Here is a 14,813-nt window from a genome sequence, read left to right on the forward strand (position 1 = left end):
ATGAACAACCGCGCCTTCGTCCCCGGCGACTTCGTCGTCCCCGTCAACCTGGTCACCCCACAGTTTCGCCTGGAACCCCTGGGGCCCCAGCACAACGCCGCCGACCACGCCGCCTGGGCCGGCAGCATCGAGCACATCCGCGCGACCCCGGGCTTCCCGGACGGAAGTTGGCCTCCCCTGGAGGGCATGACCTCGGAGGCGAACCTCGCCGACCTGGAACGCCACGCGAACGACTTCGCCCGGCGCCGCGGATTCACCTACACCGTCCTGGACGCGGCCGGCGACGAGGTGATCGGCTGCGTCTACATCTACCCCTCCCGCAGCGACGACCACGACGCTGACGTGTCCTCCTGGGTCCGGGCCGACCGCGCCGAGCTGGACGTGCCCCTGTACGAAGCCGTGACGGCCTGGCTGTCCGCGCGGTGGCCCTTCGAGACGCTCGACTACGCCCCGCGCTGAGGTGGTCCCCGCGGGCGCCGGGAGAAGCCGCCCGCGTACGCGAGCGGTCACAAGGTCCTCGTATAGCATTACATGATTACAGAACCGAGGACGGTGCCGATGAGCCTTCGTCAGTACGAGTACGCCTTGGCCGTCGCCGAGGAGGGATCGGTGACGGCGGCGGCGGAGCTGCTGCGCGTCGCCCAGCCGTCGGTGTCCCAGCAGATCCGCAGCCTCGAGCGGGAGCTCGGCGTGACGTTGTTCACCCGCACGCCGACCGGGCTGGTGCCCACCGCGGTCGGCCGGGCGTTCCTGCGGGAGGCGGAGGTCGCCGTGAACGCGTCGCGGCGGGCGCGGGCGACGGCGCGGGCCGGCGTCGGCGAGCTGGTGGGCGAGCTGCTGGTCGCCGCGCAGATGGGCCTGGGCACGCGGCAGCTCCCGAGCGCGCTGAGCGAGTTGCGCCGCCGCTTCCCGCAGTTGGAGGTCACCGTCTTCGAGGAGCCCAACCCCGCCGAGATGGAGCGGCTGGGGCGCCGGGGCGTGCTCGACCTCGTCCTGGTGGCCAAGACGTGCGACGAGGGCAACGCCGTCGCCCATCACCTCGGCGACGAGGAGTTCGTCGTGGTGCTGGGCGCCGGGCACCGGCTGCTCGCCCGCGACCGGGTCGACCTGCGCGAGCTGGCGGAGGATCCGTGGGTGCGGTTCGACCGCGACAGCACGCTCGACTGCGTGATGCAGGACGCGCTGCGCGACAACGAGCTGGCCCCGGCCACGGTCGCCCGCGTGTCCCAGACGGGCACGGCGATCCGCTGCGCCGCCCACGGGCTGGGGGTGACGCTCGTCCCGGCCTCCGCGGTGCCCCACGATTACGTGCACCTCACGCGCCCGGTGTCCCCGGCCGTGTCGCAACCCGTCATCGCCGGGCTCCGGCACGCCGCGGGCCCCGCGGAGCTGGCCCTGCTCGACCTGCTGCGCCAGGAGACCTGGCACAGGTCCGCTTCCGTCTCACCGGTGCCCTGACGAGCCCGCTAGATGACGGCGCCGCCGGCGTCGACGTGGAGCGTGGTGCCGGTGATGTAGCTGGCGCGAGGAGAGGCCAGGAAATAGATCGCCTCGGCGATCTCCTGCGAGCTGGCCGTCCTGATCCCCATGCTCTTGGCCAGGCCCTCGTTGCCCTCCGGGCCGTATTCGGCCAGCACGCCTTCCGTGCGGGTCGGGCCGGGAGAGACGCTGTTGACGCGTACGCCGCCGTCCGCGAACTCCAACGCCCACGTACGGGTCAGCGCGGCCAGCGCGGCCTTGGACGCGCTGTAGACCGAGGCGCCGGCGAAGGCCCTGGTCGCCGCGAGTGAGGTGACGTTGACGATGTTGCCCTCCCCCTTCTCCATCATGGCCGGTACGAGCGCGGCGACCAGGAAGTAGGCACCGCGCACGTTGGTGTCGAAGATCCGCTCGTACCCCGACACGCTCTGTTCGACGGTGAGCGAGGAAGGGAAGGCGGCGGCGTTGTTGACGAGGATGTCGACCGGACCGCTCTGGCGGCCCAGTGCGGCGACCGCGTCCAGGTCGGCCATGTCCGCCGCGACGAACCGGACAGCGCCGTCCTCCCGCGCGGCGTGGACGGCGTTCTCGCCGCGCTGGACATCGCGTCCGGTGATGACGACCTCGGCGCCCGCGCGGGCCAGCAGGCGGGCGGTTGCCAGGCCGATGCCGGAAGTGCCGCCCGTGACGAGTGCGATTTTACCCTGCAGTTCCATTCCCCAAGGCCTTTCATGAAACTTTTTGAGTGGCGTCCAGAAATGCGATCGACGTCAGCCCATGGGGAATTCCCCGCCGTCCACGATGAGATTCCTTCCGGTCAGCCAGCCGGCCCGGTCGGAAACGAGGAAAAGCACGGCGTCGGCGATGTCGTCGGGCCGGCCGTCGCGCCCCAGCGGCACGATGGGGCCGTCGGCGTCGTTCCGGTCCGGCGCCACGCCCATGCGCGCGGTCACCTCCGCCCACCGCCGGCGCGTCTCTTCGCCGCCGGGGGTGGCGACCCTGCCGGGAGACACGGTGTTGACCCGGATCCCGTGCGGGGCCAGCTCCAGAGCCAATCCCCGGCTGTAGGTCACCAGCGCCGCCTTCGCCGCCGCGTAGTGCAGGAACAGCGTCACCTCCGGCGTGAGGACCGCGGCCGTGGAGATGTGCACGATCCTCCCGAAACGCCGTTCCCGCATCCCCGGCACCAGCAGCGCGTCCAGCCGTACCGACGCCAGGTAGTTCAGGTCCAGCGCGTCCTGCCACTCCTCGTCGGGGATGGCCGAGCTGCCCTCGTACGGCTGCGCCCCGCCCGCGTTGTGCACCACGACGTCCACCCCGCCGAGCACCTCCTGCGCGGCCTCGGCGAGCGCCTGCGCTCCGGCGCGTGTCCGCACGTCGGCCGCCACGAAGGCGGCACCCTCCGGCACCGTGCCCGACGCCGACCTGGCGGTCGTGAGCACCTCGGCGCCCGCGTCAAGGAGATGGCGTACGACGGCCGCGCCGATCCCCCGCGTGCCACCCGTGACCAGTGCTCGTTTTCCCACGAGTTCCGGCGTTCCCGACCTGTTTTCGACCACGGTCATGTCAACAAACCTCTCGTTCACGTGTCAGTCCGCCCGACGGAAAGAAATCGCGATTCTCGGGAATGATCGCGGAGAGCCCGTCGTCGAGCTGTTTCACGCTACGTCCGGAAAAGAACGAGAGGCAAAGACGAAATGTCAGCAGGCGCCATAGGCGATTCCTATGGCACCGCCTGCGGGTCCCCCGGGTCAGCCTGCCGGGAGCGCGGCGTACAGATCCACGCCGTTCCCGTCGGGGTCGGCCACCGTGGCATAGCGCATGCCCCAGAACGCGTCGAACGGCTCGGCGATCCCGCGACAGCCCGCTTCGAGCAGATCAGCGTATGTGGCGTCCACCGCGGCCGGGGTGTCGAACTCGAAGCACAGCAGGGTGCGCGGGCCGCCGGTCGGCGCGCTCCAGCCCGGCAGGAACGGGGTGCGGAAGCCCTCGGTGTCCAGCATCACGTGCAGCCCGTTCGGCAGGTCGCAGCCGGCGTGCTCGGGCGAGTGCTCATCGACCTTGAACTCCAGCCCCAGCCGCGCGTAGAACGCGATCGAGGCCTCCAGGTCGGACACGATGATGTCGATGGTGTTCAGTGCGGGATGCATGATGCGCTCCTTGCAGATGGGTGGGGCCTTTCAGGGGCGTCACCGGCGGCCCCTCATCTCCAAGACGATCGGCCGAGCGTGTGACACGACACGGCTCTCACGTTTCCGTACGGCGGCACAGGCCCCTCGTCCTGCTCAGTAGATGCGGTACTTCTTGCCGCAGTTGTCGAACTTGCCGGCCCAGCAGGTGAACGTGTACACCTTCTTGATCCCGTGACCCTGCCAGGCGCCCGTGACCTTGCCGTCCCACGCCTTGTTGAACCTCTTCCACTGACCGCCCTGGTACACCTCGAACCAGACCCAGCCCTTCTTGCCGCCGACCTTGTCCACGCCGTACCACTTCGTGAAGACCTTCCCGTGGCTCTCCCACGTCCTGCCGAACGTGTACGCCTTGCCGTCGCTGGAGAAGACCTTCCCCCAGCTCGTCGTGGAGTGCGTGGTCGCCTGGGCGGCGGCCGGGACCAGGGCCAGGCCGGTGACGGCCATCGAACCGGCAAGAGCGGCGATCGCAAAGGTCTTACGCATTTCGGGTTCCTCCCCGTGTCGGTGTGATCCGGTGACAGGGACATTACGGAGACCCGCAGCGATCAACTGTGGACGAATCCACACACCGGATGTGATCAGCGCCACAGGCGGCCCGGCTTAATAGGATCGCTGCTGTTGCGTTGGTCCGGCGAGCGGAGCACGATGAGCGACCCCGGCGGCTTCGGCCCCCTGGCGATGGACGACCGCGAGCCGATCGGCCCCTACCGGATCGCAGGCCGGATGGGCGCCGGTGGCATGGGGGTCGTCTACGCCGGGATCGCGGCCGACGGCACCCGGGCCGCGGTCAAGGTCATCCATCCGGGATTAGCCGCCGATCCGCAGTTCCTTGCCCGTTTCGTCCGCGAGGTCGACCTGCTGTCCCGAGTACGCGGGCGTTGCACGGTCGCCGTGCTGGCCGCCGACACCACAGCGATGCCTCCCTGGCTGGCCACCGAGTTCGTCCCCGGCCCGACGCTCAGCACCTACGTCCAGGAGAACGCCCCGCTGCGCCCGGACGAGCTCCTCCCGTTCGGCCTGGACATCGCCGAGGCGCTCACCGACATCCACCGGGCCGGCATCGTGCACCGCGACCTCAAACCGGGGAACGTGATCCTCTCCGCCTCCGGCGCGAAGGTCCTGGACTTCGGCATCGCCCGGGCCCTCGACGAGAGCGGGCTCACGGGCACCGGCGCGCTGATCGGGACTCCCGGCTGGATCAGCCCCGAGCAGTACCGCGGCGACGAGGCGGACACCGCCGCCGACGTCTTCGCCTGGGGCGCGCTGATGGTCTACGCAGCGACCGGCCGCCCGCCGTTCGGCACCGGAGCTCCCGACGTCCTCGCCTACCGGGTCATGAGCGTCGAACCGGATCTGTCCGAGGTGCCCGCCCCGCTCCACGACCTCGTACGCGGCGCGCTCGCCAAGGAGCGCACGGCCCGGCCCAGCGCGTACGAACTGCTCGACCGGGTCACCGCGCTCGCGTCGGGCACCAAGCCCATGCCGCCGCCACCGCCACCGCGGCGCAGGCGCCCCGCGGTGCCGCTGTGGTCGGCCGCCGTCGCCGTCGCGGCGGTCGCGGCCGCGGTGTTCGCCACCAGCTCGCGGGGCACACCCGAGGCGCTGCGGAGCCCGAGCACCACCCCCACGTCCACGTACGAGGAGAGCCCCGAACCCTCGGCCGAGGCGTCGACGGCGAGTGAGTCCCCCGAGGACGCCCCCAGCACGACCGAACCGCCCAGGAGGAAGACCTCCAGCCCGACGAGGAGGGCGAGCACGCGCCGCACCGACGCCGCCGTTCCCTGCGCGTCCGACGCCTCGATCATCCGGCAGGTCGCCGCGCTGAACGGCGGCAGCCTGCCGGGGGATGCCGTGGTCGCGCGCAAGCGGTGCTCGGGCCCCTGGGTCGCGGCCGAACTCGACTCCCCCTCGGTCGGCGGCATCGACCTCATCGCCAGGCGGAACGCGACCCGGTTCCTCGACGGGGAGATCGGCAGCAACTTCTGCTCGCGGGAGTCCCGGTCGGAGCTCCTCGCGAACGCGCCCGCGAGAATCCGGACCTTCCTCTGCCCTGACGGCTTCCAGTGACGAAGCGAGCTCTGGTGGACACGGCGCCGGTTCGCGTCGAGATTGGTCGTCAGGCGCGGATCGGACGCGGATCGGACGCGGATCGGACGCGGATCGGACGCGGATCGGACGCGGATCGGACGACGTGAGGAGTGCGCATGAGGATCGTGGACCTGGCCTCGGTGGACGGATGCATCGCCTTCGACCTGGACTGCCCGACGAGCGCGGGCGGCACCCGGCTCGCCCCTGACGTCACCCGCGGCGAGGCGGGGCTGCTGGCGCGGGCGATGACGTACAAGCTGGCCGTGCTCGGCGAGCGGATCGGCGGCGCCAAGGCGGTGCTGCGCGCCGAGCCCGGACACCGGACGGCCACCCTGGCCCGTTACTGCCAGGAGATCACCCCGATGGTCGAGAAGGGCGGCTTCCTCACGGCCTCGGATCTGGGCACGCGTACGGAGGATTTCGCCTCGTTGCCCGGCTACCGTACCGGCTCGGTGATGCACCAGGAGGTCGGCGGCGAGCTGGTGGACACCATGGTGACGGGCTTGGGCGTGGTCGTCGCCGCGGAGACGGCGCTCGGCGGGCTGGCCGGGCGCACGCTCGCGGTGGAGGGGTTCGGCAAGGTGGGTGGCGCCGTCGTCCGGGAGGCCGCGCGGCGGGGGGCACGCCTCGTCGCCCTCTCGACCCTTCACGGATGCGTCACCGACCCCGCCGGGCTGGACGTGTCCGCGCTCGAGGAGTCGCGCGCCGAGCACGGCGACGCCTGTGTGCGCCTGCTCGGCCTGCCGGTGCGGCCCGCCGAGGCCCTGTACGGGGTGGCCGCGGACGTGCTGGTGCCCGGCGCGCGGACCGGCACCCTGACGGCCGAACGGGCGGCCGGGGTGCGCGCCCGCCTGGTCGCTCCGGCGGCGAACGTCCCCTACACCGAGGCCGGGCTGCGCACCCTCGCGGAGCGGGACGTGGTGACGCTGGCGGACTTCGTCTGCGGGGCCGGCGCCACGATCGGCTACCTCGCCGAACGCGCCGGCCGGGTCTCCGGCGCCGCCTCGGCGCGGGAGCTGGTGGAAGAGCGGGTCGGCCGGCTCACCGGCAGAGCTCTGGAGCATCCCGGCGGCCCGTACGCGGGCTCGTGCGCCGTGGCGGAGGAGTTCCTCGCCACCTGGCGCGACGCACCCGACCTCGCCGCCGGACCTCCCCTCGCCCCCGAACCTGGCCGGTGACCGCCCTTTTTGCGCGGGTGATGGCCGGTCAGCACTTCGTGAGGTTGTAGAAGGTGCCGGGCGACCTGTAGTAGTGGGTCCGGTGCTCACCGGGTCTGATGGTCCAGCACGGTCCGTCGGGCCACGAGGCGATCCTCGCTCTCACCGTGTTCGTCTGCCCGCACTTGCTCTTGATCGTGACGCTGCGGTAGAAGCCGACGTCGCTGCTCCGGATGTCGTAGCAGGGGATCCTGGCGTCGGTCGTGGCCGGGGCTGTGGCGACGTCCGCGCCGGCGTGAGCGGCATTCATGACGCCGGCTCCGGCGAGGGCGCCTGCCAGCACGAAGGCGCCCCCGAAGATCGCGGCACGCATGGTGTGTTCCTCTCCTTCCGGTCGCGGCCGGCGCGGCGGTGGGCCGCGCCGCTCTCGTAAACCCCGAACCGTAACCGGGTCAAAGATTCCTAAACCCGAAGGGATCACCTCGCGTCCGGGCCGGCCTCTCGCTCGCGTGCCTCCGCAACTTGCCCGTGGCGACGAAGCCGACCGCGATCCGGTAGAAGCCGGCGATCGATTCGCCCTCTTCCGCCCCGCCACGGAACTGCTTGCGCACCTTCGTGAAGGGGAAGGCCATGCTGCCGTCGGGAAGGAGCACGCCCCACGCGCCATCGTCCGTCCTGCGCCAGTGACCGTCCGTGGCGGCGGCGACGCAGGCGCCGAGAAACGAGCCGAGCACGCCGACCAGCCCGTCGATCTGCTCCGGGTCGAAGCCGGGCCGGGAACGCTGGCGCTCGATGAAGCCGTCGACCCACTCGACCGACTCCCGGTTGAGGCCGAAGTCCACGTCGCTCAGCGGCCCCAGCCGGTCGATGGCCAGGGTGACATTCTCCTGGATCAGCCGCAGCTCGTCTTCCTCCATTCGAGGATGGTGGCATCGCCGGCTAACCCGATCAATCCGGTTTCCGGCCGCCTCGCAGTGGCTCGTGAACGTGGCGGACCCACGATCTCAGACCGCCATGGCGGGGACCGGCCAGCGGCGCATCCGGTGCGGGAGGGTGACCACGAGGTCGCCGCACCTGAGCACCAGCCGCTCGTCGATCAGCACGTCGACGGCGTCGCGTTCGTCCGTCCCGAGGCCGGGCAGCCGCCGCGGGCGCAGGCAGCGGGTGAACGCGGAGCCCAGCGCCCCGTCGTCGATGATCATCCGGGCCGCGGCCGCCGGGTCGCGCATGTCCTTGACCTGCAGGAAGCCGGGCCCTCTGCGGTAGTAGCACAGGCCGATCCGGAACCGCGAGCGCCAGACGTCCAGCCCGGCGCTCCCTTCCTGGCCCGCTGCCGGTACGGGCCGCCGCGGTGGCGGCAGGTGGAGCAGCGGCGCCGTGTCGAAGCCGGGCCGCACCCCGCCCGTCCAGTCGACGACGGTGCCCCGTTCGAGGTTGTCGCGCAGCACGGCGATGAACGCGACCGTCTCCTCGGGCCGCTCGCCCAGCGTGATCGGCCGCCCAGCGGTGATCACCGTACCGGGAGGAGGCGGGCCCGAGGAAAGCGGGGAGCTGCTCATGCCCGCGTCCCGGTCAGGACCGGCGCGCGGTGCGGAGCGGAGCCGGTGGCGAGGCCGATCCAGAAGTCGCCGTCGCGGAACACCAGCCCGTCTGCCTGGGCCTCGCCGAGCCAGGCACCCAGTTCCGCCTCCGGCGGCGCCTGCCCGTGCCTGCTCAGGTGCCGGTGCAGCCCCGCCCCGGTGCGGCGGTCGCCCAGCGCGCGGTACGCGGCGGCCCGCCAGCCCGGCAGGCGGTGCCGGGTCCGCGGCCGGCCGTGGCGGGCGTCGTCGATGACGATCAGGTCGCCGTGGTCCTCGGCGATCAGGTAGGAGGACGGGTAGGCGTCCTTCCAGCTCTCCAGCGCCGCCTCCAGCGCCCTGGCGGTCTCCTCGTCGATGCCGGCGGGATCGCTGTCGAAGAAGTACGCCAGGTCGGACAGCTCGCTGTCGGGCAGGTCGTAGACGTGCCGGTAGAACGCCGCCGGCGCGCGGCGCGCGAAGCCGAGCTCGGGCCGTTCGTGGTAGGGGCTGAAACGTTCGAGGACGATGCGGACCGTGGTGTCCGGCGGTTGCAGGTGGACGAGCGCCGGGATCTGCTCGATGACGGGCCGGTAGTCGGCCGCGCTCTCGCCGGGGAAGCCGTACAGGTAGTTCCACTCCACGGTCAGGTGGTGCGTCTCGCAGTCGCGCAGCAGCCGGATGTTGGTCGTGCCGTCCACGCCCTTGTCCATGAGTTTGAGCACCCGGCCGTTGAGGCTCTCGATGCCCGGCTGGACCGTGGCCATGCCGGCGCCGGCCAGGGCGCGAACCTGGTCGGTGCGGATGTTGGACTTGATCTCGTAGTGGACGCGCAGGTCCCATTCCAGGTCCGCCATGGCGGGCAGGACCGTACGGAAATAGTTCATGTCGAGGATGTTGTCGACGGGCAGCACGTCCAGGATCTGGTGCCGCCTGACCAGCGTGGACAGCTCGTCCAGGAACCGGTCGGCGGGCTTGGACCTGAATCCGATCATCGAGCCGTTGAGCCCGCAGAACGTGCACTGGTGTTTCTCTCCCCACCAGCAGCCGCGCGACCCTTCCATGACGAGTTGCGGGGAGACGTGCTCGCGTACGGGCGACGCCTCGAACACCTCCTGCCACCCGCGGAAGTCGGGCAGCGGGATGGCGGCGGGCGGCACGGGACGGCTCGTGGGCGGGTTGGCGATCGACTCGGCGCCGTTCCACCAGCACACCCCGGGCAGGTCGGCCGGGTCCTCGGCCGCCAGGACGCGGTCGAGGAGGAGGGGGAACACCTCTTCGCCCTCGCCGCGCACGACGTAGTCGACGAACGGGTGGTTGCGGTGCAGCGCGTGGCCCATGACGCCGTCGCAGTTGGCCCCGCCGAAGACGACCCGGAGCTCGGGGCGCAGGCGCTTGAGCCGCCGGGCGAGTGCCAGGCTGGCGGCGTTCTGCATGAACGTGGAGGTGAAGCCGACGACGTGCGGCTCGCCGGCCAGCACCTCGTCGACGGCGACGTCGATGAAGGCCGCGGCGTGGGGGCGCATCCGCACCACCGCGTCGACGTCGAGCCCGCGGGCCTCGGCGTACGCGCGGAACTCGGCGTCCTTCCACGCCGGGTCGTCGTGGAGGCAGCCGGCGAAGACCCAGTCGCCCAGGCCGTGCAGCACGCCGTACTCGGCGATGTCCATGACCGCCCTGGGCCCCAGGTCGCCGCCGCTGTCCTTGATCAGGAACTCGACCCACCGGATGCCGCCGTGGAACTCGGTCACCTCGACGTCCGGACGCCGCGTGCGCAGCAGTTCGTGCAGGATGCCGATGGGCAGCGAGGGCCGGTTGACCGGCTGCCAGGGCATGGCGGCGAGCGCGACGCGCATGTCCCTCCCTTCCCGGGTGGGGACGCCGTGGCGCCGGCGCCCCCGCTCGTGGTTTCCGTCCGGGCCGCCTACGCCGCCTTGGCCCAGAGGTTCTCCGTGTAGACGAGCTGCGAATGGATCGGCGTCTTCTTGATGGCCGGCCTGGCGGCGGTCCGCTCCTCCGCCGCCTCCGCGCCAGGGGCGGGCGCCGCCGAACCGCGTGTCTCAACAGGCATGAGCATGTCTCCTTTCGACCGCGCAGAAATGGTCGGGGAGACTTTATGGGCGTCCCGTTATTGCCGGCTTAAATGCCGATGAAATGGCTTTCGCGGAACGGCCCGGCGGCTCGGTGACCTGGGGACACGATAGGCTTCCTGCGCATCCGGTCGTCGGAAAGGGGCGGCGCTTGCGCCAGGTGGGGTTCCGGATACTCGGGCCGGTCGGGGTCTGGGCGGAGGGCCGGTTCGTCGGCCCGTCCACTCCACAACAGCGGTCGGTGCTGGCCATGTTGTTACTGAACGTGCGCCAGGTGGTCACCACCGAGCGGCTGATGCGGGCGGTCTGGGGCGACGAGCCGCCGATCACCGCGCGCAACGCCATCCACCAGTACATCTCGCGCCTGCGGCGGGTCCTCGCCCCGGTCCCCCGGGCCGCGCTCGTCACCGCGCCGCCCGGCTACCGCCTCGACGCCGAGCCGGCCGACGTCGACCTCCACCGCTTCCGCGAGCTGGTCGACCAGGCGAGGAAGAGCGTCCCCCGCGAGGCCGGCGCCCTCTTCGGGCAGGCGCTGCGCCTGTGGCAGGGGCCGCCGCTGGCGGACGTCTCGGGCGACTGGCTGCCGGCGATGTTCGGCCAGGCGCTGGCGGAGGAACGCCTGAGCGTGGTCGAGGAGCACGTGGCCGTCGGCCTGAGCCTCGGCGCGTCCATCGAGTCGCTGGCCGACCTGCCGATGCTGATCAGCGAGCACCCGCTGCGGGAGCGGCTGACGTACCTGTGGATGTTGTCGTTGCTGCGTGACGGCAGGCGGGCCGCCGCGCTGGAGGCGTTCCGGCAGACCCGCCGGCGGCTGGTGGACGAGCTGGGCGTCGAGCCCGGGATCGAGCTGCAGGAGTTGCACCGGCGGGCCCTGTCGGCCGAACCGGCCGTCGAGGTGTGGCCCTACTCCCAGCAGGCCACCGCTGAGGGCTCCGCCGACGCGGCGGACGCGCCGCCGGTGCCCGCCGAGCTCCCCGCGACCCCGGCCGTCTTCGCCGGGCGGGCCGCCGAGATCGCCCGCGTACGCGCCGCCCTCACCGCGGGCCCGCGGGTGTGTCACATCAGCGGCATCGGCGGCATCGGGAAGTCCGCGCTGGCCGTCCACGTCGCCCGCGGGCTCGTCGAGCGCTTCCCCGACGGGCAGCTCTACGTCAACCTGCACGGGGCCATCCCGCAGGCAGGCCCGGTCGACCCGCACATCGTGCTGGGCCGCTTCCTGCGCTCGCTCGGCACCGCCGACTCGGCCGTGCCCGCCGACCTGGAGGAGGCCGCGGGCCGGTTCCGGTCCCTGACCGCCGGCAAGCGCATCCTGATCGTGCTCGACAACGCCAGGGACGCCGCGCAGGTGCGGCCCCTGCTCCCGGGGAGCGCCACCTGCGCCGTCCTGGTGACCAGCCGCCGGATGTTCACCTCGCTGCACGACGCCGTCCACGTCCCGCTCGACGTGCTCGACGTCGGGCGGGGCACCGACCTGCTCGGCGGCATGGTCCACGACGACCGCATCGCCAGGGAGCCGGACGCCGCGGCGGCGGTGGTCCGCCTGTGCGGAGGGCTGCCTCTCGCGCTCTGCCTGGCCGCCGCGCGGCTGAACGGCCGTCCCTTCTGGCCGGTGTCGGTCCTGGCCGAGCGGCTGTCCACCGCCCGGCACCGGCTGGACGAGCTGCGCGCCGACGACCGGGCCGTACGCGCCGTCTTCCAGGAGAGCTACGAGGACCTGCGCGCGAGCCCGTCGGGAGCCGAGGCCGCCCGCGTGTTCCGGTACGTGGGGATGCTCGACGGGCCGGATGTCGGGCCCGTCGTCGTCGCGGCGATGACCGGGCTGCCCGAGGACCGCGCGCGTGACCTGCTGGACGCGCTGGTCGACGCCCAGCTGGTGGAGACCCACGCCCCCGACCGTTACCGCCTGCACGACCTGCTGCGGCTCTACGCCCGCGAGCGGGCCGAGGCGGAGGACCCCGCCGGCTGCCGTACCGAACTCGTGCGGCGGGTCCTGCACTGCCAGCTGGCGACCGCCCGCACGGCGATCAAGGTGATCGGCGCGAACTCCGGCCGGCGCGCCGGCATCGGCCCGCGCACGCTCGATCACCCCGGCGCCCGGCTGGCGAGCGGCGAGGACGTGCACGCGTGGACGGACGCGGAGGCCGACAACGTGCTGGCGCTGGTCCGCACGTCCGCGGGCCCTTCCATGGACGCCCTGGTGGTTTCGCTCGCGGCGACGTTCACCGTCCTGCTGTACGAGCGCGGCCACTGGCTCAAGCAGCTCGGCCTCGCCCAGTCGGCCCTGCCCGCGGCGGCCGGCACCGGCGACATCCGGTACGAAGCGCGCATCCTCGGCGACCTGGGCTGGGTGCAGGTGTGCATGGGGGCGAGCGAGGACGGCATCGCCCACCTGCACCGCTCGCTCGACGCCTACCGGCGGGCAGGTGAGGCGACGATGGAGGCGTCGTTGCTCGACAACCTCGGCGTCGCCTACCGCACGGCGGGGCAGCCGGAGCGCGCGGCCGAGCACCACACGCTGGCGCTGCGGCTCAACCGCGAGCTCGGCGACCGCAGGGGCGAGGCGGTCAACCTCACCCACCTCGGGCTGGTCCGCCAGGCGGCCGGCCGTTACGACGAGGCCGTCGAGCTGCACACCCGGTCGATCGAGCTGCTGGGAGAGCTCCGCATGCCGGGCGAACGGCTGCGCGCCTTCATCCACCGCGCCGAGGCGTACCGGCGGGCGGGCCGGTACGAAGAGGCCGTCGAGCACTACCGGCAGGCCATGGAGACCCACGAAGGGCTGGGCGGCTCCGGCGACTTCGGGGAGGCCGAGATCTCCTGGGGGCTCGGCCTGGTCCTTCACGAGCTCGGCCGCGCCGACGAGGCGCGGCAGGCGTGGCGGCGGTCGGTCACCCTGCTGGGCAGGCTGGGGCTCATCACCCGCGACGAACGGCTCAGCGCGGAGCAGGAGGAGCCGCCCCCGACGCCGCGGGTGATCGTGCGGCAACGCTGACATCCGGGCGCTGCCCAGGTTAGTTGACACGACATATATGTCGTGTAATCTATCGGCATGGCAAACGAACCGACCCTGGTCTTCATCCCCTGCTTCTCCGGCGCTCCATGGGATCTCGCGCAGCTCACCCCCCTGGCCCATCGCCCGCAGCGCACCTTCAGGCTCCCCGAAGGCGTGGCCGACATGGAGGCCTACGCCGACGCCGCCGCGGCCCACGTCGCGGACCTGGACGACTACGTGCTGGTCGGAGACTCCTTCGGAGCCAACATCGCGCTGGCGCTGGCCGTCCGCCGGCCGACCGGGCTGCGCGCCCTGGTGATGTCGGGCGGCTTCGCGGCCAACCCCGTCTCCTCCCCGATCTGGAGGAGCGCCATGCGGGGCATGGGCAGGCTGCGCGGCGGCCCCTACCGGCAGCTGGCGCTGCGCGCGCACGCCCACCGGCTGGCCTCACCCCACGACCGTGCGGGCCAGATCCCCTGGAGCCAGGCCGACAGCCGCCGGTTGTTCCTGGACAACACCCCGGCCGCGTCGTTCGGAGCCCGCGTCAGCGCGGCGCTCACCGCCGACTACACCGACCGTCTCGACAGGGTAGGCGTCCCCACCCTGATCATCACGCCGTCGCACGACAAGCTGATCGGCGAGCAGGCGGCGCAGACCATGCGCACCGGAATCGCCGGCGCCCGCGAGATCGTGCTGGACCGGACCGGGCACATGTTCCGCTTCACGCATCCCGAAACCTACGCCCGCGCCGTCGAGACGTTCCTGACCGAGACGACCCGCGACCGCGAGCTGACCCATGCGGCCCGCTGAGGAGCTCAGATACCTGATCCTGGCCGCGCAGCGCGAGGGCAACCGGATGCTCGGCCAGGCCCTGCGGCCGCTCGGCATCACCCCCTCCCAGGCCGAGGTGATCCGCGTCCTGCGGGAGCACGGCCCGCTGACGCTCAACGGCCTCGGCGAGCTCCTGGTCTGCGAGAGCGGCAACAGCCCGAGCAGGCTCGTGGATCGCCTGGTCACGCTCGGCCTGGTCAGGCGTGACGTGGCGGGCCACGACCGCCGCCACATCGACCTGTCGCTCACCGAAGAGGGGGCCGAGCTCGTACGGCAGGTCGCCGAGATCGAGGAGAGGCTCTACCAGTCGATCGACGCCGCAGCCGGAGGCCGCGATCTCGAACAGGTCTTCGCCTTCCTCAGGGCCTTCGTCGGCGACCTGCCCGCCGGCCAGGCCCTGGCCCGCCGCGCCCACCGCTGACCCGCGT

The 14,813-nt window shown here is 72.1% G+C and carries 16 protein-coding genes; 7 read left to right on the top strand and 9 right to left on the bottom strand.

Going from position 1 to position 14,813, the window contains the following annotated elements; translation table 11 throughout:
- Together ACZ6SA_RS24040 and ACZ6SA_RS24045 are read left to right on the top strand one after the other, a co-directional pair.
- The gene (locus ACZ6SA_RS24040) at positions 1-459 is read left to right on the top strand and encodes a GNAT family N-acetyltransferase (RefSeq protein ID WP_347645790.1); all 459 of its coding nucleotides are present in this window, start codon (positions 1-3) and stop codon (positions 457-459) included.
- A 99-nt stretch (positions 460-558) separates the two neighbouring features.
- Entirely contained in the window at positions 559-1,458 is a 900-nt protein-coding gene (locus ACZ6SA_RS24045) for a LysR family transcriptional regulator (protein ID WP_465830507.1), read from the top strand.
- A gap of 8 nt (positions 1,459-1,466) precedes the next feature.
- Here ACZ6SA_RS24045 and ACZ6SA_RS24050 read toward each other — a convergent pair whose 3' ends face one another.
- The 4 genes from ACZ6SA_RS24050 to ACZ6SA_RS24065 form a co-directional block, all read right to left on the bottom strand.
- Entirely contained in the window at positions 1,467-2,195 is a 729-nt protein-coding gene (locus ACZ6SA_RS24050) for an SDR family NAD(P)-dependent oxidoreductase (RefSeq protein ID WP_465830509.1), read from the bottom strand.
- 54 nt (positions 2,196-2,249) lie between these two features.
- Complete coding sequence (locus ACZ6SA_RS24055) at positions 2,250-3,044, bottom strand: oxidoreductase (RefSeq protein WP_465830511.1); 795 nt, start codon at positions 3,042-3,044, stop codon at positions 2,250-2,252.
- A gap of 186 nt (positions 3,045-3,230) precedes the next feature.
- Complete coding sequence (locus ACZ6SA_RS24060) at positions 3,231-3,629, bottom strand: VOC family protein (protein WP_347645786.1); 399 nt, start codon at positions 3,627-3,629, stop codon at positions 3,231-3,233.
- Positions 3,630-3,764: 135 nt separating this feature from the next.
- Positions 3,765-4,154: a hypothetical protein gene (locus ACZ6SA_RS24065; protein WP_347645785.1), complete on the bottom strand. Its 390-nt coding sequence runs from the start codon at positions 4,152-4,154 to the stop codon at positions 3,765-3,767.
- Positions 4,155-4,316: 162 nt separating this feature from the next.
- Between ACZ6SA_RS24065 and ACZ6SA_RS24070 the strand changes: the two genes are divergently transcribed.
- Both ACZ6SA_RS24070 and ACZ6SA_RS24075 read left to right on the top strand, forming a co-directional pair.
- Positions 4,317-5,738 carry a serine/threonine-protein kinase gene (locus ACZ6SA_RS24070; protein WP_465830514.1) on the top strand — a complete coding sequence of 474 codons (1,422 nt, stop codon included), beginning with the start codon at positions 4,317-4,319 and terminating at the stop codon, positions 5,736-5,738.
- Between the two features lie 137 nt (positions 5,739-5,875).
- Positions 5,876-6,937, top strand: coding sequence for a Glu/Leu/Phe/Val dehydrogenase dimerization domain-containing protein (locus tag ACZ6SA_RS24075; RefSeq protein ID WP_465830516.1), 1,062 nt, complete (start codon positions 5,876-5,878; stop codon positions 6,935-6,937).
- Positions 6,938-6,965: 28 nt separating this feature from the next.
- Here ACZ6SA_RS24075 and ACZ6SA_RS24080 read toward each other — a convergent pair whose 3' ends face one another.
- From ACZ6SA_RS24080 to ACZ6SA_RS24100, 5 genes are all read right to left on the bottom strand, one after another.
- A complete protein-coding gene (locus ACZ6SA_RS24080) occupies positions 6,966-7,289 on the bottom strand; it encodes a hypothetical protein (protein WP_347645782.1) in 324 nt (107 codons plus the stop codon).
- Between the two features lie 79 nt (positions 7,290-7,368).
- Positions 7,369-7,833, bottom strand: a complete 465-nt coding sequence (locus tag ACZ6SA_RS24085; protein WP_465830518.1) for a hypothetical protein — start codon at positions 7,831-7,833, stop codon at positions 7,369-7,371.
- An 87-nt stretch (positions 7,834-7,920) separates the two neighbouring features.
- A complete protein-coding gene (locus tag ACZ6SA_RS24090) occupies positions 7,921-8,475 on the bottom strand; it encodes a DUF5825 family protein (protein ID WP_347645780.1) in 555 nt (184 codons plus the stop codon).
- Positions 8,472-10,328, bottom strand: a complete 1,857-nt coding sequence (locus ACZ6SA_RS24095; protein WP_465830520.1) for a RiPP maturation radical SAM C-methyltransferase — start codon at positions 10,326-10,328, stop codon at positions 8,472-8,474. Before ACZ6SA_RS24095 ends, ACZ6SA_RS24090 begins: the two co-directional genes overlap by 4 nt.
- 68 nt (positions 10,329-10,396) lie before the next feature.
- On the bottom strand, positions 10,397-10,543 hold the full coding sequence (locus ACZ6SA_RS24100) for a hypothetical protein (RefSeq protein ID WP_465830522.1): 147 nt from the start codon (positions 10,541-10,543) through the stop codon (positions 10,397-10,399).
- A 179-nt stretch (positions 10,544-10,722) separates the two neighbouring features.
- Between ACZ6SA_RS24100 and ACZ6SA_RS24105 the strand changes: the two genes are divergently transcribed.
- The 3 genes from ACZ6SA_RS24105 to ACZ6SA_RS24115 are packed head-to-tail and all read left to right on the top strand — an operon-like array spanning position 10,723 to position 14,806.
- Entirely contained in the window at positions 10,723-13,554 is a 2,832-nt protein-coding gene (locus ACZ6SA_RS24105; RefSeq protein WP_465830825.1) for an AfsR/SARP family transcriptional regulator, read from the top strand.
- 57 nt (positions 13,555-13,611) lie between these two features.
- Positions 13,612-14,364, top strand: a complete 753-nt coding sequence (locus ACZ6SA_RS24110) for an alpha/beta fold hydrolase (RefSeq protein WP_465830524.1) — start codon at positions 13,612-13,614, stop codon at positions 14,362-14,364.
- Entirely contained in the window at positions 14,351-14,806 is a 456-nt protein-coding gene (locus ACZ6SA_RS24115; RefSeq protein ID WP_465830526.1) for a MarR family winged helix-turn-helix transcriptional regulator, read from the top strand. Before ACZ6SA_RS24110 ends, ACZ6SA_RS24115 begins: the two co-directional genes overlap by 14 nt.
- Positions 14,807-14,813 lie beyond the last annotated feature (7 nt).

The sequence above is a fragment of the Nonomuraea sp. NPDC049378 genome, from assembly GCF_055586745.1.